Raw genomic sequence first — 24,585 nt, 5'->3', positions numbered from 1 at the left:
GGATCGGCAAAGCGCCGGGCGTAATTCATCGGCGCCGGCGTGGCAGATGCAATGGGGGCGCGTGACCACTGGAGCGGGGACCTTATTGCGACCCTTCAGGAGGCGGATTTATTTGCCCCTTTTTTGGCGAACCCCATGGCCAGCATTTTCTGCTCCAGGGAATCGCGCATGGTCGGCTTGACGATGAAGCCGTCGCACCCTTTGGCGTGAGCCTTGAGCAGGTTCTCCTTGGTGCCCGAGGCGGTCACCATCAATTTTTTGGCGGGGGTGACCCGTTCGCGGGCCTCCATGGTCTGGATGGCGTGCAGCAGGTCGTGACCGCTGGCGTCGCCCAGCTGGATGTCGATGGTGATCAGTTCGTAGGGCACTCCGGCTTTAATGGCCTTGGCGCACAACTGCAGGGCCTGGCCGGCCTGGGTGGAGAGGGTGCAATCGCCATAGGGGGCCAGCAACACCTTCATTTTGGTCAAGGCGGCCATTTCGTCGTCAACGATTAAGATTTTCATCGGGTTACCATCCTCTCGTTCGGGGCGTCGTCAGGGCGCCTCCGTTCCATTGAGCCAGGGTATTGCGGCCACGAAGCGCGTCATTGCATCGGCGGCCGAGGCCAGTCGGGCCACCTGCGCCGTCACCTGGTCCGGCGAAGCGCTTTGGCACTGGGTTTCCAGGGCTGCCGCCGCTGCGGCCAAGGGTCGGGCTTCGACGGTGGCCGCGCCGCCCTTGATGGCATGGGCGATGGCCCGGATGCGCGGCAGGTCCGCCGCCGGCAGCGCCTTGCCGATCTGCGCCACTTGGTCGGACACGGTGCACACGAGCTCGGTAACGACCAGTTGCAGCGTCTCGCGGTCGCCGAATTCGTAAAGGGCCTTGTCTATATCCAGCGGTGGGCCCAGCGGGTCCGCCCCATCCGCAGGCGCATCGCATGGGCCGTCAGGGCGGGGTGGAAGGCTTGCCCCCGCCGCGGCACCTTTGTCGGGCAGCCATTGGTCGACGGCCGCCAGCAATGGCCGGCGGCGGATCGGTTTGGTCAACACGGCGAGCATGCCGGCGGCGCGACAGTCCCGTTGGGTGCGGGCATCGGTGTTGGCGGTCAATCCTATAATCGTCGGACGCACTTGCGGCCCTATCTCTTTCGTGATGCGCCGGGTGGCCTCCAGGCCGTCCATCTGCGGCATCTGCACATCCATCAGGACCAGATCGAAACGCTCTTGGCGGCAGGCCGCCAGCGCTTCCCGTCCATTGGCCGCCAGTCGCACCCGGTGCCCCTGGCTTTGCAGGTGTTGCGCCAGCACCATCTGGTTGACGGGGGTGTCCTCCACCACCAGGATATGGCCGACCGCTTTGGCTTGCTCCCAAGGAAGCGTTGCAGCAGCACCTTCGTCGGCCGCCGATGGGTTGAGCGGGGAGTGCGGCGCCGTCGGCAGGGGCAGGGTGAAAGCAAAGGTGGACCCCGCTCCCGGCGCACTCTGCACCGTCAGCAGGCCGCCCATGCGTTGCACCAGGTTGAAGGCGATGCTGGTGCCCAAACCGGTGCCGCCGAAGCGTCGTGTGGTGCCGGCATCCACTTGGGTGAAGCGCTGAAAGATGGCCGCCTGCCGTTCTGCGGGAATCCCGATGCCGGTGTCGACCACGGCAAAGGCGATTTTGGGGTCGGTGTCCGCTTCCCCTGCGGCGGTAAACGCTTTGAGGGTCACCGAGCCTTCCGGGGTGAATTTGATGGCGTTGTTGACCAGGTTGACCAACACTTGGCGCAGGCGCAGGGCATCGCCCACCACCCGGTGCGGCAACCCATCCGACAGCGCCACCTTCAGGGCCACCCCATTGGCCGCCGCCAGGGGCGTCAAACCCGCCGCCACCGATTGGAGCAGCTCCGGCAGGCAGAAGGGCGCTTGTTCCAGGACGATCTTGCCCGCTTCGATTTTGGAGTAGTCCAGCACGTTGTTGATCAAATGCAGCAGGTGTTCCGATTCATCCAGGCAGACACCGGCCAGCCGGTGGCATTGCGACACGCTGTCGGCTTTGAGCATCAGCTCGGTGCAACCGATGATGCCGTTGAGGGGGGTGCGGATTTCGTGGCTCATGTTGGCCAGGAACTGACTTTTGGCCTGGTTGGCCTGCTCGGCCGCGCGGGCCAACCGCTCCTGGCGCTTCATGGCCCGTTCGAGGGCCTGGCGGGAGGCGTCCAGGCGGGCGGTGCGCTCGGCCACCTTTTCTTCCAATTGCGCATTCTGCGCCATGACCAGGCGGTGCAGGGCCAGGCTCTGGCGTACGTTGGCCATGTTGAACAGAATGATGGTCAACAGGGTCAGGGAGGTGTCGGGCACCGTGGTTTGACCCCGTGCCATCAACCCGACGAACAAGCCTTGCACGCGGGCGTTGTTGGCGATCACATGGAGCAGAAAATGGCGTTCGCGAGGGCGGTCCTCGACCACCAATCCCCGTCGTTCGCGCACGGCCCAGGCGAAGATGCCCTCGTCGATCATGAACTCCACCTGGTCGTAAATATAGTCGCTCAAGGCGGGATCGGAGCAGTAGGCCGGCTCGAAGGTCTGGGTGTCGTCGTCCACCAGGTAGACGGCGCAACCTTCCAGGGCAATCAGTTTCTGGATGCGGGCCGCCGCCTCGGGCAGCAGGTGGGCATGGCTGCTCTCGGCGCCCAGGTCGATGGAAAAATCGGCCATGGAGAGCACCATTTCCAGGGCGTTCTGGATGAAGCGGCGGTTCTCCTCCAGGTAATCGATGCGGGCCTGGAGGTTGGCCGTGTCTGTCGCGGTGCTCGGCGGCATGGTCTATCCTTGCTGCAATACCTCACGAAAGGTTTCCAACTGGCGTCCGGCTTGCTGGATGACGGCCCCGAAAGCGCCCGCGGGCATACGGACCTTGTCCCAGGCGCCGGCGTCGAAGGCCGGGAGGATCTCTTCACCGCTGTTGCCCACTCCCAGGGCGTGCACCACAATGTCGGCCATCTGCAAGGCGGCGGCCATTTCCGGGTTGATGGCCGCTGCGGGATTGTGGTGGCAGGCCACATTGTTTTCCAGGGCGTAGGGCAGTTTCCACTTTTGCAGCAGCATTTTGCCCAAACGGGCATGGGTGGTGCCCAAAAGGGCCTGTTCCGACTTGAGCAGCGGCTGCTGCAACCGGCGGGCGTGGGCCATGGTGGCCATGGCGTGGCGGGGAAAATATTTGCACAGCACCAAGCGGCCGATGTCGTGCAGCATGCCGGAGACGAAAATTTGCTCGGTGTGGGCGGCGATCTTGCCATGGGCGGCGATGATTCGGGCCACGATGCCGCAGGCCAGATTGTGTTCCAAAACGGCGGGCACGTCGATCACCCGGCGCGGAATGCTTTTGAAGGCCTCCATGATGGTGATGCCCAGGGCCAGGTGGGATACCTCCTTGGATCCGATCAGGGTGACCGCCCGGGATATGCTGTCGATCTTGGAGCGAAAGCCGTAGAAGGCCGAATTGACGATTTTGAGCAGCAGGGCCGCCAGGCTGGGACTCTTGTTGACCACCCGGGCGATTTCGCCGGAGGAAGAGAGCGGGTCGGCGATGATGTCGTTGAGTTCGTAAACCAGGGAAGGCACTTCGGGCAGTTGGACATCGATGCGCGCCATGCGGGTCAGCAGGCCGTCGCTGTCCGGCGCTTCGGCGGGTTCGGCGCCGTCTTCTTCTTCCGGCGCGTGCTTGTCGTCGAAGTGGCGCGGCCGGTGCCTTAACGCCAGGCGCATCACCTCCCGGATCGCCGGATGGTCCCTGTCCAGCGCGGCGAACGAGCGATCAATGGCTTGGGAGGCCCTGTCGGCCAGGGCATCGTCCGGAGCGTCGCCGCGCGTCTCCGGATCGGGATCCGATCCCGCCACCGCGACCTCGAACACCCCCCACATCTTCAGCATGCGCAGGTGCCGGCCTTCGATGGTTTGCCCCTTGGCCAGCAACAGGCGGGCATTGATATCCCGCACATCCTCGCTCAATACCATACCCTGCGCCACTTCCTCCACTTTGACCAATACCATACCATCCGCTCCCCGTGCGGGTGTCTGCGCACCCGTTGTGTTGGGCGCCGCGATGCAGCCCATACGGCTATTATCGGCCGCGGCGGGCAATGCTTTAGCCATTGCCGCATGTCCTGCGCAGCAGGTGCCGGTGGTTCCGGTGCCATTGCTTTTTCGGTTGCGCGGCAGATGGAAGTGACGTTAGATTGTTATCAGTCGTTGCGCTGCCACCACCTCGAAGTTCGCGACCGGCCGCTGCCCATCGCCCCCTGCCCCGCGAATACATGTGCCGCCCGGAGGCGTTTGAATGGCTCACCCCCTCTATCCCCGTCTGTTGGCCCCCTTCGTTCTGGGCGGGGTGCCGCTGGCCAACCGCGTGGTGATGGGTGCCATGCATTTGGGGTGGGAGGCCAATAAAGACGGGGCCGAACGGCTGGCGGCCTTTTACGCCGAGCGCGCCATGGGCGGCGTGGGATTGATCATCACCGGGGGCATCGCCCCCAACGCGGCGGGATGCATTGTTGAAGGGGGCGCCAAACTGACCGACGCCGCAGAGACGGCCCGCCACCGCCAAGTGGTGCAAGCGGTCCACGCCTTGAACACCCCAATTTGCCTTCAGATCCTGCATGCCGGTCGCTACGCGCGCCATCGGCAAGCCGTGGCCCCGTCCGCTGTGCAGGCGCCCATCAACCTGGTACGCCCCAAGGCTTTGAGTGCCGACGCGGTCGAAGCACAGGTCGCCGATTTTGCGCGCTGCGCCCGATTGGCGCGCCAAGCGGGCTACGATGGGGTGGAGATCATGGGGTCGGAAGGCTACCTGATCAACCAATTCATCGTCCGGCGCACCAACCGGCGGAATGACCAATGGGGCGGCGCCTATGCAAACCGCACCCGCTTCGCCCTGGCCGTGGCGGCCCGTGTCCGGCAAGCGTGGGGCCCTGACGGCCTGGTGTTGTTCCGCCTCTCGATCCTCGACCTGGTCGCCGAGGGCAGCACCTTCGAGGAGATAGTGTACCTGGCCCGCCGCCTGGCGGATGCGGGGGTTACGGCCATCAACACCGGTATCGGTTGGCACGAAGCGCGCATTCCCACCATCGCCGCCATGGTGCCGCGGGCCGCCTTCGCCTGGATCAGCGCCCGCTTGAAAAAGGAGGTGGACCTGCCCCTGATCGCCGGCAACCGCATCAACACGCCGGAAATGGCCGAAACGGTCCTGGCCGAAGGCGCGGCCGATTTGATCGCCATGGCCCGCCCCCTGCTGGCGGATCCCGATTTCGTGGCCAAGGCGGCCACCGGCCGATCCCATCTGATCAACACCTGCGTTGCCTGCAACCAGGCCTGCCTGGACCACCTCTTCTCTGGTCGCGCCGTCACCTGCCTGGTCAATCCCCGCGCCGGCCGGGAGCTGGACAGGCCCTGTCAACCGGCGCACACCGTGCTCAAAATCGCCGTGATCGGCGCCGGGCCGGCCGGGCTGGCCTGTGCCGTCACCGCCGCCCGGCGCGGCCACACCGTGCACCTGTTCGAACAGTCTCCCTTCATCGGGGGTCAGCTCACCATGGCCCAAGCCGTGCCCGGCAAAGGGGAGTTCGCTGAGACCGTGCGCTATTTCCAGTGCCAGCTCGACCTCTTGGGCGTCAAATTGCACTTGAACCGCCGGATGGCCGCCCATTCGCTGCTGCGCACCGGTTACGAAGCCGTGGTGGTGGCCACGGGCGCCGCGCCGCGCCGCATCGCCTTGCCGGGCATCGACCATCCGCGGGTGATGAGCTATGAAGCGGTGCTGCGGGGGCGCGCCCCCGTCGGTTCACGGGTGGCCATCATCGGCGCCGGCGCCATCGGTGTGGACATCGCCCTGTTTCTGACCCGCAACCAAACCACCCCCTGGCGAGACCCTCCGGCTTTCCAGCGCCACTGGGGGATCGACCCGGCCATCCGCTCGCCGGGCGGGTTGTCCGAGGATCCCCTGCCCGCATACGATGCGCCCCGCCAAGTCTATTTGCTGCAGCGTAATAAGCGTAAACCGGGCGCCCGCCTGGGGATCACCACCGGATGGATTCTGCGCGCGGAACTGGCGCGCCGCGGGGTGATGGCCCTCAGCGGGGTGACCTATCAGCGTATCGACAACCAGGGGCTGCACATCCTTTACAAGGGTGCGTCTTCTTGCCTGGCCGTCAACCATGTGGTGCTCTGCGCCGGACAAGAACCCCGCCGCGCTCTGGCCGACGCGCTGATGGCCTACGATGTGCCGGTGCACATCATCGGCGGTGCCCTGAGTACCGATGACCTGGATGCCCGGCAGGCCATCGCCCAGGGCACGGCACTGGCCCTGCGGCTGGGTTGATCCTATCCGTCCGTTGTGAAGTCTGCCGCCGGTATCCGTTTTTTTCTACCAAACTGTTAAAAGAGCTGACAAAGGGGTGTCGTCGCGCTGCCGTCAGAATACCTGAGAAAAAACTGAAACGATAAAATATCAGTTGGTTGAATCGGGTCGTGGGGGAATGTTCGTCTCAGGCACGGAGATTGCTCCAATGGCCTACAGCGCTTCAGGCCGGACCGGCCTTTTCAAGGACAACCCGTATAGAGAGGATAACGCCATGCCGCAAGCCATTCCCTTTCCGCAATTGACGCCGCAGGAGGTTGTCGACTTTATTCCCCACGGCGCCACCGTCGCCTTCAGCGGCTTTTCTCCCGCGGGATCGGCCAAGGCCGTACCCTTGGCCTTGGCCGACCACGCCAAAAGCGAACACGCCGTGGGTCGTCCTTATCAGATAAGGGTTCTGACCGGCGCCTCCAGCGGGCGCTGCATCGACGAGGAGTTGGCCTCGGCCCTTGCCATTGCATGGCGTGCGCCCTACCAGGGCGGCAAAACTTTGCGGCGCCAGATCAACGCCCAACAGGTGGAGTATGTGGATATGCATCTTTCCCATGTGCCCCAAATGGCCGCCTGGGGCTTTTTCGGCAAAATCGATCTGGCCGTGGTGGAGGCCACGGAAATCACCGCCGACGGGCGTGTCTATCTGACCTCCTCCATCGGCGCCTCTCCCACCTATCTGCAACTGGCCGACAAGGTCATCATCGAATTGAACCGCCACCACTCACCCCGCCTCAGGGAGTTGGCCGACATCACGGTGCTACCGCCGCCGCCCCACCGCAACCCCATTCCGATCCACGATCCCATGACCCGCATCGGCGTGCCTTATGCGGTGGTGGACCCGCGCAAGGTGATCGGCGTTGTGGCGACCGACGCCGGGGACGATGTGGAGGATTTTAGTGTTGCCGGCGAAGATGTGGCCCGCATCGGTGCCCATGTGGCGCAATTTTTGTTGCAGGAGTGGACCATGGGGCGGATTCCGAAAACTTTCCTACCGTTGCAGGCCGGCGTCGGCAACATCGCCAACGCCTTGATGGCCGCCCTGGGCCAATGCGCCGATCTGCCCGCCTTCATGATGTACAGCGAGGTGTTTCAGGATGCGCTGGTGCCCCTCATGGAGCAAGGGCGCCTGCTGGGGGCCAGTGCCACCAGCCTGACGGTCACCACACCCATGCTCAAGCGGATCATCGACCATTTCGATTTCTACGCTTCGCGCATTGTGCTGCGTCCCCAGGAGATTTCCAACCACCCCGGCATCATCCGGCGCCTGGGCGTGATCAGCATGAATACGGCTATCGAGGCGGACCTCTACGGCAATGTCAACTCCTCCCATGTCTACGGCATGGACATCATGAACGGCATTGGCGGCAGCGGTGAGTTCACCCGCAACGGATACCTGTCCATTTTCATGACCCCCTCCACCGCCAAGGCGGGCAAAGTGTCGGCCATCGTGCCCATGTGTCCGCACATCGACAACAACGAGCACTCCGTCCAGGTGGTGGTCACGGAGCAAGGCCTGGCAGATCTGCGCGGCCTCGGCCCCCTGCAGCGCGCCCGCGTCATCATCGAAAATTGCGCTCATCCGGCATACCGCGACTATCTGCATGGCTATTTGGCCGGCGCCCGCACCGGTCACATTCGCCACGACCTGCGCCGCTGCTTCGAACTGCACCGCAACCTTTTGGAGACGGGGCAAATGCTGCCGGTGTGAGCCGTGCGCCGGCGTGCGGCTGCAATTGCCGCGGTGCGAATCAATTTGGATAGCGCACCCGATTTCGGTTTCGATTTCCAAATCGGCGAGTCCCGGCTCGGGCTTTGTGGATCATCGCCGTGTCCCTGCCTTTTTCGAAACATTGGAAAAAAATTAATTTTTTTTTCCCGGTGTAACCCTTCAGCAATACAACCCCATATGGCTGAATCCCACCCGTTTTGATTTTTTGGGCGGTTGACAAGCCCTTTTGGGCTCGGTAATGGTACTACCATTCAATCGAGATCAAAATCGAATGCCGCCGTGCAGTATATATAACAATCGGGATTATTGCTGAAATTAAAATCGTTTAGATTTTGTGGAACGGCAGGCTGTTTTTATTAATATAAAACTGTAGGACCATTCATAGGAAGCGGACCATGACCGAGGAGTTCATATTCAGTCCCGCCCAGGTGGGACGCGCCGGCGAGGATGTCGCCTTGCAGATCGAGGCGGCGATTCTGAACGGCAAATTCCAGCCCGGCGAGCGGCTGCCCAGCGAGCGGGATCTGCAGCGCCAGTTTCACACCGGCCGGGGCGTCATTCGGGAGGCGATGGGCGCCTTGAAGCAGAAGGGGCTGATCGAGATCAAAAAAGGGGCCAAGGGCGGCGCGGTGGTCAAGAACGTGGAGATGCACCTGGTCAGTGAATCCCTGGCGCTTTTTCTCAAACAACGGCGTGTGGAGGCCCAGTATTTGATCGAGGTGCGCGAAAGCATGGACCGCACCATCACCAATCTGGCCATTGCCCGGGCCACCGCCGAAGAGAAGGCCGGCCTGGTGGAAGGCGCCAAAAAGCTGGTCCGGCTGCTGCAAGCCCAGGAGCCGGACATGGTGGCGGTTTTCGAACTCGATCGGGAGCTGAATCTGCTGCTGGCGCGGATGACCCGCAATCCGGTGTTCGAATGGATCATGCGGGCCATGCAGTCCGGCCTGGCCTCCCACGACCATTCCCTTTATGACGATCCCGCCTATCGGGAGCGTACCGGGGTCAACTGGCTGCAGACCGCCCGGGGCATCGCCCGCGGCGAGCCGCTGCAGGCCCTCTCTTTCATCGGCTATCACTACGTGATGCTGCGCGATTGTCTGGCCAAGGCGCGGATGGGGGATCAGACCACCGCGGACGACATTCCCCGTTACCCGCTGGAGATCGGACCGGCGGCAACCCAAGGCGTCCCGGACAATGGGGACGTTGCAGCTTCCGGAGGCAAGTGAAGCCATGCTACGCGTATCCCATTTGACGAAAAAATTCGGCGAGCTGGTGGCGGTCAACGATTTGAGTTTCCATGTGGCCGAGGGGCAGATCTACGGCATCGCCGGCCCCAACGGCGCCGGCAAATCGACCATTTACAACCTGATCACCGGCTATCACGATTTCGAAGGCGAAATTCTCTTCGACGGCACCCCTATCGCCGGCATGGCGCCCCACAAGATCGCCCAGCTGGGCATTTCGCGCACCTTTCAGGTGCCGGAGACCTTTCCCAGTCTGACGGCAGCGCAGAGCATCGGTGTGGGGTGCCATTTCGGCGACAGCGAGGCCTACGACCAGGCGCGGGTGGATGAAATCATCGCCTTTCTCGACCTGGCGCAGGACCGTGACTGCATGGCCGATGAGCTGAACCTGCTGGGCAAGAAAAAGGTCATGATCGGCGCGGCCCTGGCCACGCGCCCCAAAATTTTGCTGCTGGACGAACCCATGGCCGGCTCAAATGCCCACGAGATCCGCGATCTGATGGAATTGATCAAACGGATCAACCAAGAGATGGGCGTCACCATCATTATCATCGAACATTTCATGAAAGTGTTGACCGAACTCACCCAAAAGCTCCTGATCATCGATGCGGGCGCCCGCATCGCCGAAGGCGATCCGGAAGAGGTGATTCGCGATCCCCACGTCATCGAATGCTACCTGGGTGAAGAATATGCTGACAATAGCTGATGTAAACGCATACTACGATCAGTTCCACGTGCTGCACGACGTCTCCTGCGAGGTGCACGAAGGGGAAGTGGTGGTCATGCTGGGTCCCAACGGCCATGGCAAAAGCACGTTGCTCAAGGCGGTGTGCGGCCTGCTGGACAGGGTGGACGGCACCATCACTTACAAAGGGCAGGACATCACCGGGTGGTCCACGGAGCAGTTGGTCAACCAGGGGGTCATCTACATCGCCGAAAACCGCGAGCTGTTCGGCGACATGACGGTGATGGAAAACCTCAAGCTGGGCGCCTATGCCAAGAATGCGCGCAAAAAAGAGAAGCGCAACCTGGCCCGGGTGTTCGAACTGTTTCCCCGCCTGGCGGCCCGTAAAAAGCAACTGGCCGCCACAATGAGCGGCGGCGAGGCCCGCATGTTGGCCATCGCCCGCGGTTTGATGTCCAATGCCGATTTTCTCTGCATCGATGAACCCTCCCTGGGCCTGCAGCCCAATCTGCGCACGGAGGTGTTCAACATCATCAAGGAGATCCACCGCCAAGGCAAATCGATGCTCCTGGTGGAACAAAACATTCCTCAGATCGCCGATTTGGCCGACCGCGTCTACGTGCTGGAAGAAGGGTGCATCACTTTCCAGGGATCGGCCGAAGAAGCCGCCGCGGATGATCGCCTCAAAGAGATTTTCCTCGGCATGTAACCGGCCGCCCGTTGGGCGACGACGGAAGAAAACGATTATGTATATCGAAGAATACCTGGATGTCTTTATCAGCGGTTTGACCAATGGTTCGGTCTACGCCTTGATGGCCGTGGGCTTGACCTTGGTCTACGGTGTGAGTCGGGCCTTCAACTTCGCCTACGGCTCCTTCTACAGCCTGGGAGGGTATTTTGCCTGGGTGCTCATGGTGTACCTGGGCCTCAGCGGCGGCTATCTGATGGTATTGCTGATGGCGGTGCCCTTTCTGATAGGGTTCGGCTACGTCACCGAGAAAGTTATCGTCGCGCCCCTGCGCAAACGCTCGGATTGGGAAGTGAAGGTGATGATGATCACCCTGGGCCTGGCGCTTTTCCTGGACAACGGCTACCAGGTGCTGTTCGGGCCGCGCATGAAATCGCTGCCGCCGATCATGACGGGCGCCGTCGAACTGGGCCCCATCTATATCGCCAACCAGGACATCATGATCTTCGTGTTGGCCATCAGCGGTATCCTGGCCTTTCGCTGGTTGCTGAACAACACGCGCATCGGCATGGCCGTGCGCGCGGTGGCCCAGAACCCCATCGGCGCCAAAATCGTCGGCATTCCCAAGAACCGCATTTTCGCCGCCACTTTCGGCATCTCCACCGTCATGGTGGGCCTGGGCGGCATTCTGTTGGCCCAGAAATACTTCATCTCTCCCATGGGCGGCTGGGACATCCTGGTCAAGTCCTGGGTGATCACGGCCTTCGGCGGCATGGGCTCCATCCGCGGCGGCCTGCTGGCGGCCTTCATTCTGGGCATGTTGGAAGCTTATGTGGGGTACGTGTTCGGCATGACCTGGGTGCTGTTCGCCCTCTTCGGGGTGCTGCTGGCCACCTTGGCCATCCGGCCCCAGGGGCTGATGGGCAAATGGGGCTGATGGCCGGGAAGCCGGTTGCGGTTCGGCGCCGATCGCTTTGTGGTCGGTTCGGGTAAAACTTTCAGGAGCGTAATGGAGTAATTGAATATGGACTGGAAACGCATGAGCGGAACAATGGCGCTCATCTACGGCGTCATGGCCTTGATGCCCCTGTTCGTGGGCGGGACGGACCACCTGATGCACATCCTGATCATGTGCCTGATATGGGCCGTGGTGGCCTCCTGCTGGGACCTGATCATGGGCTTTGCCGGCATCTTCTCCTTCGGGCAGGTGGCCTTCTTCGTCATCGGCGCCTACGCCTCGGCCATCCTCGCGTTGACCTTCGGTATCCACCCCCTGGCGGCCATGGTGCTGGCCGGGGTCGTCGCGGCCGCCATCGGCGTGCTGGTGGCGCTGCCATGCCTGCGGCTCAAAGGCGCTTATATCGCCCTGGTCACCTTTGCCGTGCACATGATCCTGGAACCGTTTCTCAAAAGCGATATGGGCCGCGCCATCGGCACGGGCGGCTCGCGGGGCATCCTGACCATCCCGCCCATGGAGCTGTTCGGCATCACCTTCGGCGCCGGCGACAAGGTGGCCGTGTTCTATGCCGCCCTGGTGCTGGCGGTGGTCTGTTCGGTCATCATCATGCTGGTGATTCGTTCTTTCTGGGGTACCGCCTTCCTGGCGCTCAAGGACTCGGCCGGCTTCGCCGCCAGCCTGGGGGTGAGCGCCTTCAAATATAAATTGGCCGTCTTTGCCCTGACCAGTTTTCTGACCGGTCTGGCGGGCGGGTTCTACGGTCACTACATCGGCATGCTCTCCACCCGCATGCTGGGCATCGATCTGTTCGTGATGCTGATGATCATGCTGGTGCTGGGCGGCATCGGGCAGTTTCCCGGCGCCATCCTGGGCGCCATCGTGACCGTGACCTTCAACGAGGCGCTGGCGCCTCTGGGCACCTATCGCCCCATGGTGTTGGGCGCCCTGGTGGTGGTACTGGTGCTGGCGCTTCCCGACGGTATCATTGGTTTGTTGCGCAACCTTGTGCCCGGCCGCGGCGCGGCCGAACCGGCAGTGGCCGAATCAACGGCCGCGAATGCCGGCGGCCAAGGTTGAACCGAAAACTTTCAATAAAGGAGTTCATCGTGAAGAGAATCATCCCCATCGTTTTGTTGCTGACGGCAATCCTCACCCTGACCGGAATGGCCCATGCCGGTGACGTTATCAAAGTCGGCGTGCCCCTGGCCATGACCGGCCCTTACACCGACACCGGCGACAACTACTGGAAGGGCATCAAAATGGCCATCGACGAAATCAATGCCGACGGCGGCCTGCTGGGCAAGCAACTGGAGCCCATCCGCTTCGACACCCAGGAGTTCGCGCCGGAGCGGGTGATGCAGGGGGCCGACTATCTGGTCGGCCAGGAGAAGGTGGATTCCGTCCACGCCGGCTGGGCAGGCTGGGGCCAGGATGTGCGTGCCTACGGCAAGTACACCGCCCCCTTTTTTGCCGATGACGGCTCCCAGGCGGCGGTGGATGTCTTCAAGGAAGACCCGGAGAAGTACGCCAACATCTTCCAGCTGACCGACACCGACATCAATCAGGCCACCAGCATGTTCAACGTGCTCATGGCCCTGCCCTACGAATACCCCAACAAGAAAGTGGTCATCATCAACGCCGATGACGCCTGGGGCACCGGTGTGGGCGACACCCTGGAAACCAAGTTCAAGGAAGCCGGCTGGGAAGTGGCCCTGCGCGAGGTGGTGCCCTATGGCACGCGGGAGTGGGGACCGATCATGACCCGCATCCGGCGTATCAAGCCGGCCATCATTCACGTGGAGATCGTCAGTGCGCCGGAAGTGATCACCTTCTTTCGCCAGTTCATGCGAACCCCCACCGACACCATCCTCAGCTACGGCTACTCCATCGTGCCGCGGGAAGTGGTGGAGACCATGGGCAAGGAAGCCGACGGCCTGATCGGTGAGGTGCCCACCGCCATGCCGACCCCCGAAGCGCCGACCCCCGAGGCCCAGGCCTGGGTGGAGCGGTTTACGGAAATCTGGGGCCATCAACCCCAGGCCGGTTCCTGGGCAGCCTACAGCGGCGTCAAGGCGTGGGCCGCGGCCGTGGTGGCCGTGGGCGATGAAAAGGACCACGCGGCGGTCAACCGCCACATCGCCACCGTGGGCTACAAAGGCGAGACCGGTTGGTGGAAGTGGGATGAAGATCACGTCATGCGCGGTGGTGGGGATGTGCCTTTCGGCCACTACCAGGTGCAGGACGGAGAGATGGTGACCATTTTCACCGATCCGCCCACCAGGCCGTACAAAGACTACAAGTTCATCAAGCCGCGTTGGATCAAGTAGCATCCATCGCTTGCGGCCGCGGGGGTGCCTTGGCCGGCGCTCCCGCGGCCGATACAGAATCACAATAGAGCAATTATCGACGACCGAAGATTTGAAAGAAGGATAAGGGCCATTGGATCGGCAAATGGAACGGATGCAAATCAAAACCCACTTCGACCGCTGCACGGGCTGCGGGCTTTGCCAACTGGCTTGTTCGGAGCGGCTGCTGGGCGGCTACAACCCCCACCGGGCGCTGCTGCAGATCGCGCACCAATGTGAAAATCTCTACCATTTTCCCACGGTGTGCAACCAGTGCGAAAACGCCTATTGCGCCAAAGTCTGCCCGGTGCAGGCCATCGCGCGCGACGCGGCCACCGGCGCGATGGTGGTGGACCCTGACAAATGCATCGCCTGCAATCTGTGCCACCGCTACTGCCCGTTGCACATTGTGGGGGTCGATCCGGAGTTGAAGAAATCGGTCAAGTGCGACCTTTGCGGTGGCGCGCCGGCCTGCGTGGCCGCCTGTCCCACCGGAGCGCTGGAAATTGTGCACCGGACCGTGCCGGGGCCGGTGAAAGAGGAAAGCTGATGGCACGCAGCGACATGCAAAAACTGTTGTGGGTGGATCTGACCGCGCGGCGCAGCCAAGCAATCGCCACGCCCGACTGGCTGCAGGAGGCCTTTGTGGGCGGCAAGGGCCTGGGCGCCAAGCTGATGAACGACCTGACCTCGGCAGGGGTCGATCCCCTGGCGCCCGAGTGCCCGCTCATGTTTCTCACCGGCCCCCTGACCGCCACGGCGGCGCCGTCCATGCGGGCCTGCGTGGTGACCAAATCGCCGCTGACAGGCACTTTCCTCGATTCCTATTTCGGCGGCCGCTTCGGCCCGGAGATCAAGTATGCCGGCTATGACGGCATCATCATCACCGGCCGGGCCGATGCGCCGGTTTATCTATGGATCAAGGACGACGCCGTGGAACTGTGCCCGGCGGATGCCATCTGGGGCCAAGACGCCCTGGCGGCCAATGCCGCCATCAAGCGGGACTTGGCGGCGCCCGAGGCCACGGTGGTGACCATCGGCCAGGCCGGGGAGAACCGCGTTCCCTTCGCCCTGGTCAGCTGTGAGTACAACCGCCAGGCCGGCCGGGGCGGCGCCGGTGCCGTCATGGGCGCCAAGAACCTCAAGGGCGTGGCCCTGCAGGGATCGCGGGTGGTGGGGGTCCACGACCTGCCCGCCTTCCGCGCCGCCTGCCGTGAAGCCCATGCCGCCATCGCCGCCAACGAGGAGTGCCGCACCCTGACCTACGGCGGCACCAGCACCAGCGTGGCATGGGCCTCGGAAGCCGGCGTGCTGCCGGTGCGCAACCATGCCGACCAGGTGGACCCCAAGGCCGACCGGCTGGGCGACGAAGCCCAGTACAAACACCTGTTTCTCGGCAAGGCCGCCTGTTTCGGCTGCCCCATTCGCTGCAGCCAGATGGGCGCCATCCGCACCGGCAAGTACGCCCATCAGATCACCGACATCGTGGAGTTCGAATCGGCGGCCCTGCTGGGGTCCAATCTGGGCATTCACGATGTGCGCGCCGTGGCCCACCTGACCAAGCTGTGCGACCGCTGCGGCATCGATTCCATGAGCGCCGGGGGCATCATCGGCTTCGCCTTCGAGGCCGCCCGCAACGGCGTTCTCCAGGCCCCCGACGGCGTCACCCTCGATTTCGGCAGCGTGGCCGGCGCGGAATATCTGCTGCGCGCCATGGCGCTGCAGGAGAACGAACTGGGCCGCCTGCTGAGCCAGGGGGTCAAACGCGCCGCCGAAATCCTGGACGGCGGGACCCGGCATTACGCCATGCACGTAAAAGGGCTTGAAATGCCGGCCTGGGGCCCGCGGGGCACCCCGGGCATGGGGCTGGCCTACATGACCGCCGACCGGGGCGGCTGCCACCAGCGGGGTTTCATGATCGCCTACGAAGTGGGCGGCCGCGAATACAAGGGGCGGCCCGTGCCGGCGCACACCATAGAGGGCAAGGCCGAAATCCTCAAAGGCGAGCAGGACTACCTTGCCGGCACCGATACCCTGGTCAAATGCGACTTCGGCGCCTTCGCCGTTCCGCCCGAAGTCTACGCCCGCCTGCTGCAGGCCGCCACCGGACGTCCGGTGAGCGCCACTTTTTTCAATGAACTGGGCGAACGCATTTGGAACCAGACCCGGTTGTTCAATTTGCGCGAGGGGATCAAGCCCGAGGACGACCGGCTGCCGCGCCGGATCGCTGAAGAGCCCCTGCCCGACGGCCCCCATAAGGGACAGCGCATCAGCGCCGAAGACATGAACCGCATGCGGGCCGATTATTACCGCGTCCGGGGATGGGACGCGCAGGGGCGGCCCACGCCGCAAACCCTGGCCCGATTGGGGCTGAACGAGCCACCGCGCTTCACTTTGCCAAACCGTGACAAGGAGTAACCATGTTCAAAAGACATTATGACTACATCATCATCGGCGGCGGTTCCGCCGGAAGTGTCCTGGCCAACCGGCTGAGCACCAACCCGGAGCACCGGGTGCTGGTGCTGGAGGCCGGACTGCCCGATTTTAAGTTGGATTTCCGCCTGCACATGCCCGCCGCCCTGACCTATCCCCTGGCCGGCCGAACCTACAACTGGTGGTACGAATCGGAACCCGAGCCGTGGATGCACAATCGCCGCATCTACCAGCCGCGGGGCAAGGTGCTGGGTGGGTCGAGCTGCATCAACGGCATGATCTACATCCACGGCAACGCCCAGGACTACGAGAAGTGGGCCAAGGAGCCGGGCTTGGAGAATTGGGACTTCGCCCACTGCCTGCCCTATTTTCAACGCTTCGAAACGCGCCTCAAGGGCGCCGACGAATACCACGGCTTTTCCGGCCCGCTCTTCCTCACTTCGCCGGAGTGCGACAACCCGCTGTTCGATGCCTTTTTCAAGGCGGTGCAGCAGGCCGGCTACCCGCTGACCAAGGACGTGAACGGCTACCAGCAGGAAGGTTTCGGTCCCTTCGATCGCACCTGTTACCGCGGCCGCCGCTGGAACGCCGCACGGGCCTATGTCCATCCGGTCAAGAACCGCTCCAATCTGCGGGTCGTCTGCCGCGCCCACGCCACCCGCATTCTCTTCAAGGGCGACCGGGCAGTGGGGGTCGAATACACACGAGGCAAAAAGCAGTTCAAGGTCACCGGCGGCGAGATCATCTGCTGCGGCGGCGCCATCAACTCGCCCTCCCTGCTCCAGCTCTCCGGCATCGGCAACGGCGATGCCCTCAAAACCCTGGGCATCCCGGTGGTGCAGGATCTGCCCGGGGTGGGGGAAAACCTCCAGGACCATTTGGAAGTGTACGTGCAATATGCCTGCAAGCAGCCGGTCAGTCTCTACCCGGCCCTCAAAGCCTGGCGCGCGCCCATGATCGGCGCCCAGTGGCTGTTCCAGCGCAAAGGCATCGGCGCCAGCAACCATTTCGAAGCCGGCGGCTTCATCCGCTCCAACGACCAGGTGTCCTATCCCAACCTGCAGTACCATTTTCTGCCCATCGCCATCCGCTACGACGGCTCGGTGGCCCAGGGCGGGCACGGCTACCAGGTGCACGTGGGCCCCATGAACACCGACGTGCGCGGCACGGTGAAGATCGACAGCGCCGACCCCATCGTCTACCCCAAGGTGAAGTTCAACTACCTCTCCACGGAACAGGAGCGCCAGGACTGGATAGACGCCATCCGCGTCACCCGCCGCATCATGACCCAGCCGGCCTTCGACGAATACCGCGGCGACGAGTTGGCCCCCGGCGACAAAGTGCAATCGGACCAGGAGATCCTGGATTTCGTGGGGCACGAAGGCGAATCGGCCTACCATCCCAGCTGCACCTGCAAGATGGGTACCGACCCCACGGCGGTGGTGGACTCCGAACTACGGGTCCACGGCCTGCGCAACCTGCGGGTGGTGGACGCCTCGGTCATGCCCTACATCACCAACGGCAACATCTACGCACCGGTGATGATGATCGCCGAAAAAGCGGCCGACCTGATTTTGGGCAACACGCCATTGGCGCCGTCGGCGGCGCCGTACCACAACCCCACCGGGAACCCATCATGAAAATCGTGAAGTAGATTCCCCGCGCCAAGCCACGCCGGGCAACCTGGCGGTGCCCCCACAACGGTGGAGCCGCCGGGACAAGGCCCGGCCGGTCCGCCGTCGCCCCTCGGCAGGGGCGTTCGGTGAAAAGTAGCGGGTTCGGTTTAAAACCGCGGGCCGACAACATCGACATCGACCCGCACAACCATCTCTTACAGGAGGAGAAAAAATGAAGAAAAGCGTTATCGGAATCTTGCTCATCGCCTTGCTGGCTTTCAGCGGCACGGCCTATGCCCAGAACACCTATTTCGGCAAAGACAACTTCGGCGCCACCATCTACCTGACCACCGACTACGTGTCCCGCGGTGTTTCCTTCTCGGACAAAATGCCGGCCATCCAGGGAACGGTGGACTACTTCAACGATCTCGGTATCTTTGCCGGCATCTGGGCCAGCAGCTGGCACAGCGGTGAGCCCTCCAACGACTTGGAGCTGGGATACTACCTGGGTTACGGCGACAACATCGGCAATTTGGCCTTCAGCGTGTCGGCCAATTACTACGACTACCCAGGGGCCGATGACGACGAGGCCGAATGGAACTATTGGGAATTTGTCGGCACCCTGTCCTACACCTTCGCAGACATGTTTCTGAGCCCTACTTTGGGTGTCGGCTACACCTATTCGCCGGAATTTTCAGGTGATGATGGGGTGTTGAATTACTACAACGCCAGCCTGGACCTGGTGCTGCCATGGAACCTGGGCCTTGGACTGGAAGGTGGCTATTATGACCGTGAAGGTGGTTTTTATACTGGCGGCGGCAGAGGTCTGGGCGGTAAATCAGGCGTAACCTACTACCATTGGCGCGCAGGCCTCTCCACCACCCTGGTGGGTTTTGGCCTCGACCTAAGCTACCACAATACCAATGAAAGAGAGTACTTCGACGGCATGGGCGGCGACAAATACGTCTTCACCCTATCACGCAGCTTCTAAGTCGACTGCCCTCTCACAATATACATCTAAGCAAAATAGTGTCCTCCCCGTCCCTCAAGGGGCGGGGAGGACACCATCCCGCCGCGAAAAATGGTCTTTTCAACCGGTTTTATCAGCAATCCACCGGCAAACAAGGATCCGTTTCCACCAAAATTCCTCTGCTGTTCCAACAACTTTCAGGCCATAAATATTTGCAAATCATTATAGCATGAGCGACCGGAAATAATATGCCTGGAAAGAAACCCAATCCTGTTCTGCTATGAAAAGAGATGTGATCGGTGAGCACGGCATGTGCTGCGACACTAAAATAGACATGTTGTGTTTGATGAATTGCCCACCAAATTATCAGTAAGCCTATTACATCCAAGAATGAAAAGAAAACCATAGCCCATTTTTTACTCAGTTAGAACCCCATCAATCCTTTATGTTCAAACCATTGGCCACATTTGTTTTGTTAATGAATTCTGTCGCTTAGGTGTGTTTGTGTGTAAGGGGAGAGCGAGTGTTTCGGGGATGTCGGGGGTGGCCGAAGGCCAAGAGTTGTTTCATAAATGCGGCGTCAACCGTACACCTATCGCCTTGTTCAACAGATACCGGCGCCAGAGCCGAAACTGCCCGGGCGCTCTTGTGTCCTGACAACCGAAACAGCGGCAACCGGATTGTTTGTGCATGTGGCGTGAACGCTATCCGCCTTGCCCAATAAGACCCGATCCACCCGCCGGTGGTCGTTCAACGCTCCCCACCATCAGGCGCGCGAACATACGTATCGCCATACGCACCATTCAACAGCAACCCCCCTCCCAAAGCAACGCCCCTCCCACGGCAATCGCTTCTCCCAATTGACAGCGCTACCGCTTTGGTTCATAAAAGTCGCTAACCACTTACGGTTCCGGCCCATTGTCCATGGCCCGGCGCAAGGTGGGTCACGTCTCAGCGAAAGGAGTTCCCATGAAAAGCGGTCAATGTCCCAAGTGCGGCTCCAAAGAGGTCTATGCGGCCACGGACATGCCCCTCAAGGGCGGCCCGTTCGGCAGCAACTCCATTCCCGTCAGCCTTGCCTCCATGGCCCCCCTGGACAATTACGTGTGCGTCGACTGCGGTCTGCTGGAAAGCTACGTCGCCGATGAGGAGAAGCGGGCCGAAATCCAACGCAAGTGGACGCGGGTGACGCCGGAAGAGGGCGACCCGTCGCAATAAAGGACGGCAATCATGGTGTTTCCTTTTCCCAGCCGGCGTCTGCGCGGCATTCGCCATTTCGGCGCCATATCCAGCGTTCTGATCAAGCACGGCCTCGGCGAGGTGGTGGAGCGGTTGCGCGGCCGCCGGGCGAGCAAGGCGGGCGCGGTGCCGCCGGGATTGCCCGATCCGGTGCGGGTGCGGAAGGCCCTGGAAGAGCTGGGCCCCAGCTTCATCAAGTTGGGGCAACTGCTGAGCACGCGGGGCGATATCCTGCCGCCGGAATACGTGGAGGAACTGAGCAAATTGCAGGACCGGGTGCCGCCGGTGCCCTTTGCCGAGATTCAGGAAGTGATTGAAAAGGAGCTGGGCCGGTCGCTGAACGAGCTGTTCGCCCACTTCGAACCATCCTCCATGGCGGCCGCCTCGGTGGCCCAGGTGCACGCGGCACGCCTGCACAGCGGCGAGCGGGTGGCGGTAAAGGTGATCCGGCCGGGCATCCACAAGCGCATCCGCAAAGACATCGAGCTGATGGCCTATTTCGCGGCCAAGATCGAAAAGCGCTTCGACCTGGGCCAGGTGGTGGGGGCCGTCAACCTGGTGCGGGAGTTCGAGCGCACCATTTTCCGCGAGCTGGACATGTTGGTGGAAGCGGGCAACATCGAGCGTTTCGCCCAAACCTTCGCCGATGTGCAGGAGCTGTGCATCCCCGCCGTCCATTGGGATTTCACCGCCCGGTCGGTGCTGGTGATGGCGCACATCGACGGCATCAAAATGGACCGCGTGGAGGAGATCCGACAGGCCGGCATCGACCCGCGCGAGGTGGCCATGATCGGGCTGCGCTCCTTTTCACGCCAGTTGATGCAGTCCGGTATCTTTCATGCCGACCCCCACCCCGGCAACACCATCGTGATGTACGACGGTCGCGTGGGGCTGGTGGACTTCGGCATCGTCGGCTACCTGGACGAAGAGACCATGCTGCAGATCGCGCACCTTTTTCTGGGATTCGCCGAACACGACTACGACCTAGTGATGGACGCCTTCGCGGCGGCGGGCCTGGTGGACCCCGACACCATGGATCTGCACAGCCTGCGCATGGACCTCAAAGAGGTGGCCGAGCCTTTCTACGGCCGCTCCCTGAGCACCATCGCGGTCAAGGATGTCTACGACCAGGTGATGCGCCTGGTGTACAAGTACCGTATCGTACTGCCGCGCAATCTGCTGCTGCTGCTCAAGACCTTCATCCAGACCGAGGCCCTGGGCAAGATCCTGGGATCGGACGCCAGCCTGTTGGAAGTGACGCGGCCCTACGCCCGGCGGCTGATGGAACGGGGTTACGAGGCCCGCAAGATCTTCAAGAACATGGGGCGCGAAGCCCGCGCCGCGGGGCTTCACCTGCGGGGCATGCCCAAGCTGGCCCACGACGCGCTCAAGCGCATGGCCATGGGCGAGCACCGCGTGGAGCTGCGTCACGGCGGGCTGGACCCGCTCAGCGGCAAGCTGGAAAAGGTGCTCAATCGTATGATCGTCGGGTTGGTGCTCTCGGCCTCCATCATCGCCGCCGCCCTGATTCTCAACGCCACCCACCAGACCCTGATGTTCGAAATCGACTTGTTCGGCGTGCAGATCGTCTCCCTGACCCAGCTGCTGGGGTTGACCGGCTACAGCATCGCCACGATTCTGGGGCTTTGGCTGATCTACTCCATCATGCGATCAGGGAAGTTGTAGCGCGTTTGTTGAGTTGATTGAGTTTGTTGGGTTGGCAGGGTTTGTTGGGTTTTTGGGGTTTGTTGAGTTGATGGGGTTTATTGGGTTGCGGTTTGAATTTCCTTTGGATTGACGGATTGGAGCATCTTTTTGACGACCTCGTCTGAACCGGTTTTGGAGTGGTTGTGTTTGCCTGGATCGGCGGGGTCGCTGGCGTCTTTTCGCGACTTTGTCCTGGGGCGTGGGCGGGCCGTCGGCTTGGCGGAGGCGGTGATTTCAAAGATCGACCTGGTTTTGGAAGAGGTGCTGGTCAATGTTTTTCACCACGCATTCGAGGGCCAAGCGGCGGGTGCGGTGGAGGTAGGTTGTGGACCGGCGGCGGAGGAGGGGTTGTTTCTGGTGCGGGTCATCGATCCGGGGCGTCCTTTCAATCCCCTGGACCAGCCGCCGCCGGACCTCGACGGGGATATCGCCGACCGGCCCATCGGCGGTCTGGGAATCCTGCTGGCAAAGGAGATGAGCCACCGCATGCACTACCAGCGCCGGGACGACTGTAATGTGCTGGACATCTACTTCTCTGCCGCATAGCCGCCGGGAGCGGCGATCCGTGGATGCCGGCGCATGTAGATCGCATGGCGCTTCAGTCTGTCGGCGACAGCCCGCGGGTGCTCAACAGGTCAGATGAAAGCAGCCGGCCACCGAAGTGCCTTCCTGCGCCACGGCCGCGTTAAAGCGTCGGGCGGCCTCGGCGGTGGGCAACGCCTCGAGGGCAATGCCTTGCGTGCGACATTGTTCCAGCACCCGCTTGTCCACGGACATGCGTCCGTCGGCGCCCGTGCCGATGATCAGGCAGCGGGGCGGCGCTGCCATCAGTGCGTCGATATCCGCCGGTACCAGATCATGTCCCCGTTGCCGCCACCACTGGTCCTGGATCCTGCCGTCGGCGTGAATGATCAGGTCGGAGGTAAACACTTTGCCGTTCACGGTCATGCGACCGAAGGTGTAATGTTCGATTATGGGCTTGCTCATGAGGGTTCCTGTTGCTTCAGTCATTCATCTCCATGGTGTAGGATGTCCTTTTCCGAATGCCTTCTCCCCGTGGTCAGGGACTTGACCCATCCCTCTTTCAGCTATAAGTAGTCTGATCCGATTTTCAAGCCTTGCACCGCAGTCGAGGATGTGCCGTGACTTTTTTCCTGATCGCCGCCCTGGTCTATTTTTCCATGCATGCCCTGGTCTGGGCGCGCGCCGGCAAGCAACTCGCGGCCGGCCGGCGGTTCCTGCTGTTCGGCTGGCTGATCGCCCTTCTGTTAACCTTTACGCCTTTCCTGGCCCACTTCATTCCGGCCACCTGGCCCCAGCCGCCGGTGCGTTTGGCCTGGTGGCTGGTCTATCTGTGGGTGGGGGTCATCTTCTACCTGTTCTGGTTGAACTTGGTCGCCTTTGTCCTGGAGCTGGCGGCGCGCCCCCTGCCGACGGCCTGGAGTGCTTGGCTGCCCCGGGGCCGGCGTCAACTGCACTGGATTCTGGGTGTCACGGTGTTGATCGTGGGTTACGGCCTTTACGGCGCCACCCAGTGGCAGGTGCCCCGGTTGACCATCGAAACGCCCTACATTCAGCGGGATGCGCGGGTGGTGTTGCTCAGCGACACCCATTTCGGCGTGATGACCACCCAGGCGCGGGTGGCGCGCCTGGTCGCATTCGTCCAGGATCTGAATCCCGACCTGGTGTTGTTCGCCGGGGATCAAATCAACGACCATCCGGAGTGGCTGGCACCCAAGGCCCAGGCCTTGTCCGGTATAGCAGCGCCCCTCGGCAAGTTCGGCGTGGTGGGCAACCACGAGTTCTACGTCGGTGTGCAGACCAGTCGTGATTTTCACGAACTGGCCGGCATTCGGCTGCTGCGCAACGAGACCCGCGTCCTGCCCGAAAGCGGTATCCAGTTGGTGGGGGTCGACGATCCGGCATGGGGGTTCAGGGACCGCGGCTTCACGGCCCGGCAGCTGGACAAGTTGGCCCCCGATCTGCTGCCGGACCACTTCACCCTCCTGATCGCCCATCGTCCTTGGGGCTGGGAAGAGCAAGCCGTGCCCCTGGGCATCGATCTGCAGCTGTCCGGGCACACCCACGGCGGCCAGATCTTTCCCTTCAACTGGCTGGTCCGCCTGCACTATGACCACGTGGCCGGCCACTTCGAAAAAGAGGGGCGGCACCTGTTCGTCTCCACCGGCACCTTCGGCTGGGGACCCCCGCTGCGCGTCGGCACCCGGCCGCAGATTGTGGTCATCGAGCTGGTGCGGCAAGGCGGGTAGCCGTCACCTGCGGTGCATTTTTAGCCGACGGTTCAACGGCAAATGGGGGAAAGTGGCGGCGACGGCCCCGGCATCAGCCGCTTTTGGTTGCCGGTCCGGCATTGGCGCCCTTGATCAGTTGCCTGAGGCCCGCGAGGGTGCCCTTCCACGCCGTGGCCTCATCCACCATGATGGCCACGATGATGTCCTTTTCCACGCTCACCTCCATCACGATCTCCTGCTCCTGAATCTTGAAAACCGCCTCGCCCCAACGCTCGGCGGGCAGCCCGGTGGTCTCGCAGTCGAAGTCGGTCCGGATTTCGGTGGTCATGCGGATCTCGGTCATT

General features: G+C 62.3%; 21 protein-coding genes. 16 read left to right on the top strand and 5 right to left on the bottom strand.

The features are described 5' to 3' along the window. Positions 1 to 95 precede the first annotated feature (95 nt). The 3 genes from MRX98_RS03270 to MRX98_RS03255 are packed head-to-tail and all read right to left on the bottom strand — an operon-like array spanning position 96 to position 4,118. On the bottom strand, positions 96 to 506 hold the full coding sequence (locus MRX98_RS03270) for a response regulator (RefSeq protein ID WP_246902954.1): 411 nt from the start codon (positions 504 to 506) through the stop codon (positions 96 to 98). A 30-nt stretch (positions 507 to 536) separates the two neighbouring features. Further along, a complete protein-coding gene (locus MRX98_RS21950; protein WP_281432165.1) occupies positions 537 to 2,786 on the bottom strand; it encodes an ATP-binding protein in 2,250 nt (749 codons plus the stop codon). Positions 2,787 to 2,789: 3 nt separating this feature from the next. Further along, a complete protein-coding gene (locus MRX98_RS03255; protein WP_246902953.1) occupies positions 2,790 to 4,118 on the bottom strand; it encodes an HDOD domain-containing protein in 1,329 nt (442 codons plus the stop codon). A 184-nt stretch (positions 4,119 to 4,302) separates the two neighbouring features. On the opposite strand from MRX98_RS03255, the gene MRX98_RS03250 reads away from it, so the two are divergent. From MRX98_RS03250 to MRX98_RS03180, 15 genes are all read left to right on the top strand, one after another. Next, the gene (locus MRX98_RS03250; RefSeq protein ID WP_246902952.1) at positions 4,303 to 6,339 is read left to right on the top strand and encodes an NADPH-dependent 2,4-dienoyl-CoA reductase; all 2,037 of its coding nucleotides are present in this window, start codon (positions 4,303 to 4,305) and stop codon (positions 6,337 to 6,339) included. 187 nt (positions 6,340 to 6,526) lie between these two features. Then, the gene (gene scpC / locus MRX98_RS03245) at positions 6,527 to 8,080 is read left to right on the top strand and encodes a succinyl-CoA:acetate CoA-transferase ScpC (RefSeq protein ID WP_246902951.1); all 1,554 of its coding nucleotides are present in this window, start codon (positions 6,527 to 6,529) and stop codon (positions 8,078 to 8,080) included. 416 nt (positions 8,081 to 8,496) lie between these two features. Continuing rightward, positions 8,497 to 9,330, top strand: coding sequence for a FadR/GntR family transcriptional regulator (locus tag MRX98_RS03240; RefSeq protein WP_246902950.1), 834 nt, complete (start codon positions 8,497 to 8,499; stop codon positions 9,328 to 9,330). A gap of 4 nt (positions 9,331 to 9,334) precedes the next feature. Continuing rightward, positions 9,335 to 10,054 carry an ABC transporter ATP-binding protein gene (locus MRX98_RS03235; protein ID WP_246902949.1) on the top strand — a complete coding sequence of 240 codons (720 nt, stop codon included), beginning with the start codon at positions 9,335 to 9,337 and terminating at the stop codon, positions 10,052 to 10,054. Next, positions 10,038 to 10,742, top strand: a complete 705-nt coding sequence (locus MRX98_RS03230) for an ABC transporter ATP-binding protein (RefSeq protein WP_246902947.1) — start codon at positions 10,038 to 10,040, stop codon at positions 10,740 to 10,742. Before MRX98_RS03235 ends, MRX98_RS03230 begins: the two co-directional genes overlap by 17 nt. Before the next feature lie 37 nt (positions 10,743 to 10,779). Further along, a complete protein-coding gene (locus MRX98_RS03225; RefSeq protein ID WP_246902946.1) occupies positions 10,780 to 11,658 on the top strand; it encodes a branched-chain amino acid ABC transporter permease in 879 nt (292 codons plus the stop codon). A gap of 87 nt (positions 11,659 to 11,745) precedes the next feature. Beyond that, positions 11,746 to 12,756 (top strand): branched-chain amino acid ABC transporter permease, encoded by a 1,011-nt coding sequence (locus MRX98_RS03220; protein WP_246902945.1) that lies wholly within the window; start codon positions 11,746 to 11,748, stop codon positions 12,754 to 12,756. Positions 12,757 to 12,785: 29 nt separating this feature from the next. Then, a complete protein-coding gene (locus tag MRX98_RS03215; RefSeq protein WP_246902944.1) occupies positions 12,786 to 14,006 on the top strand; it encodes an ABC transporter substrate-binding protein in 1,221 nt (406 codons plus the stop codon). A gap of 124 nt (positions 14,007 to 14,130) precedes the next feature. After that, on the top strand, positions 14,131 to 14,574 hold the full coding sequence (locus tag MRX98_RS03210; protein WP_246902943.1) for a 4Fe-4S dicluster domain-containing protein: 444 nt from the start codon (positions 14,131 to 14,133) through the stop codon (positions 14,572 to 14,574). Further along, complete coding sequence (locus MRX98_RS03205) at positions 14,574 to 16,442, top strand: aldehyde ferredoxin oxidoreductase family protein (protein WP_246902941.1); 1,869 nt, start codon at positions 14,574 to 14,576, stop codon at positions 16,440 to 16,442. The genes MRX98_RS03210 and MRX98_RS03205 overlap by 1 nt, the downstream gene beginning before the upstream one ends. A 2-nt stretch (positions 16,443 to 16,444) precedes the next feature. Continuing rightward, positions 16,445 to 18,097: a choline dehydrogenase gene (betA, locus tag MRX98_RS03200; protein ID WP_246902939.1), complete on the top strand. Its 1,653-nt coding sequence runs from the start codon at positions 16,445 to 16,447 to the stop codon at positions 18,095 to 18,097. Between the two features lie 208 nt (positions 18,098 to 18,305). Then, the gene (locus MRX98_RS03195) at positions 18,306 to 19,064 is read left to right on the top strand and encodes a TorF family putative porin (RefSeq protein ID WP_246902938.1); all 759 of its coding nucleotides are present in this window, start codon (positions 18,306 to 18,308) and stop codon (positions 19,062 to 19,064) included. A gap of 948 nt (positions 19,065 to 20,012) precedes the next feature. Beyond that, positions 20,013 to 20,261, top strand: a complete 249-nt coding sequence (locus MRX98_RS03190; RefSeq protein ID WP_246902937.1) for a hypothetical protein — start codon at positions 20,013 to 20,015, stop codon at positions 20,259 to 20,261. A 12-nt stretch (positions 20,262 to 20,273) separates the two neighbouring features. Next, entirely contained in the window at positions 20,274 to 21,968 is a 1,695-nt protein-coding gene (locus MRX98_RS03185) for an ABC1 kinase family protein (protein ID WP_246902936.1), read from the top strand. Between the two features lie 129 nt (positions 21,969 to 22,097). Next, entirely contained in the window at positions 22,098 to 22,535 is a 438-nt protein-coding gene (locus tag MRX98_RS03180) for an ATP-binding protein (protein ID WP_246902935.1), read from the top strand. Positions 22,536 to 22,616: 81 nt separating this feature from the next. Here the strand turns inward: MRX98_RS03180 and MRX98_RS03175 are convergent, their stop codons facing one another. Continuing rightward, positions 22,617 to 22,976, bottom strand: a complete 360-nt coding sequence (locus MRX98_RS03175; protein WP_246902934.1) for an Mth938-like domain-containing protein — start codon at positions 22,974 to 22,976, stop codon at positions 22,617 to 22,619. Between the two features lie 155 nt (positions 22,977 to 23,131). Between MRX98_RS03175 and MRX98_RS03170 the strand changes: the two genes are divergently transcribed. After that, the gene (locus MRX98_RS03170) at positions 23,132 to 24,259 is read left to right on the top strand and encodes a metallophosphoesterase (protein ID WP_246902933.1); all 1,128 of its coding nucleotides are present in this window, start codon (positions 23,132 to 23,134) and stop codon (positions 24,257 to 24,259) included. A gap of 73 nt (positions 24,260 to 24,332) precedes the next feature. On the opposite strand, the gene MRX98_RS03165 is transcribed toward MRX98_RS03170, so the two are convergent. Continuing rightward, positions 24,333 to 24,584, bottom strand: a complete 252-nt coding sequence (locus tag MRX98_RS03165) for a hypothetical protein (RefSeq protein ID WP_246902931.1) — start codon at positions 24,582 to 24,584, stop codon at positions 24,333 to 24,335. Between the last annotated feature and the right edge of the window lies 1 nt (position 24,585).

This window comes from Desulfatitalea alkaliphila, assembly GCF_022968795.1.
GTDB classification, from domain to species: Bacteria; Desulfobacterota; Desulfobacteria; order Desulfobacterales; family Desulfosarcinaceae; genus Desulfatitalea; species Desulfatitalea alkaliphila.
Note: the sequence above shows the minus strand (reverse complement) of the source record. Positions and strands in the feature narration are given on the sequence as shown.

Excerpts from the sequence above, each read along its gene's own strand:
- MRX98_RS03270 (WP_246902954.1), bottom strand. The coding sequence starts at position 506 with ATGAAAATCTTAATCGTTGACGACGAAATGGCCGCCTTGACCAAAATG.
- MRX98_RS21950 (WP_281432165.1), bottom strand. The coding sequence starts at position 2,786 with ATGCCGCCGAGCACCGCGACAGACACGGCCAACCTCCAGGCCCGCATC.
- MRX98_RS03255 (WP_246902953.1), bottom strand. The coding sequence starts at position 4,118 with ATGGCTAAAGCATTGCCCGCCGCGGCCGATAATAGCCGTATGGGCTGC.
- MRX98_RS03250 (WP_246902952.1), top strand. The coding sequence starts at position 4,303 with ATGGCTCACCCCCTCTATCCCCGTCTGTTGGCCCCCTTCGTTCTGGGC.
- scpC (WP_246902951.1), top strand. The coding sequence starts at position 6,527 with ATGGCCTACAGCGCTTCAGGCCGGACCGGCCTTTTCAAGGACAACCCG.
- MRX98_RS03240 (WP_246902950.1), top strand. The coding sequence starts at position 8,497 with ATGACCGAGGAGTTCATATTCAGTCCCGCCCAGGTGGGACGCGCCGGC.
- MRX98_RS03235 (WP_246902949.1), top strand. The coding sequence starts at position 9,335 with ATGCTACGCGTATCCCATTTGACGAAAAAATTCGGCGAGCTGGTGGCG.
- MRX98_RS03230 (WP_246902947.1), top strand. The coding sequence starts at position 10,038 with ATGCTGACAATAGCTGATGTAAACGCATACTACGATCAGTTCCACGTG.
- MRX98_RS03225 (WP_246902946.1), top strand. The coding sequence starts at position 10,780 with ATGTATATCGAAGAATACCTGGATGTCTTTATCAGCGGTTTGACCAAT.
- MRX98_RS03220 (WP_246902945.1), top strand. The coding sequence starts at position 11,746 with ATGGACTGGAAACGCATGAGCGGAACAATGGCGCTCATCTACGGCGTC.
- MRX98_RS03210 (WP_246902943.1), top strand. The coding sequence starts at position 14,131 with ATGGAACGGATGCAAATCAAAACCCACTTCGACCGCTGCACGGGCTGC.
- MRX98_RS03205 (WP_246902941.1), top strand. The coding sequence starts at position 14,574 with ATGGCACGCAGCGACATGCAAAAACTGTTGTGGGTGGATCTGACCGCG.
- betA (WP_246902939.1), top strand. The coding sequence starts at position 16,445 with ATGTTCAAAAGACATTATGACTACATCATCATCGGCGGCGGTTCCGCC.
- MRX98_RS03195 (WP_246902938.1), top strand. The coding sequence starts at position 18,306 with ATGAAGAAAAGCGTTATCGGAATCTTGCTCATCGCCTTGCTGGCTTTC.
- MRX98_RS03190 (WP_246902937.1), top strand. The coding sequence starts at position 20,013 with ATGAAAAGCGGTCAATGTCCCAAGTGCGGCTCCAAAGAGGTCTATGCG.
- MRX98_RS03185 (WP_246902936.1), top strand. The coding sequence starts at position 20,274 with ATGGTGTTTCCTTTTCCCAGCCGGCGTCTGCGCGGCATTCGCCATTTC.
- MRX98_RS03175 (WP_246902934.1), bottom strand. The coding sequence starts at position 22,976 with ATGAGCAAGCCCATAATCGAACATTACACCTTCGGTCGCATGACCGTG.
- MRX98_RS03165 (WP_246902931.1), bottom strand. The coding sequence starts at position 24,584 with ATGACCGAGATCCGCATGACCACCGAAATCCGGACCGACTTCGACTGC.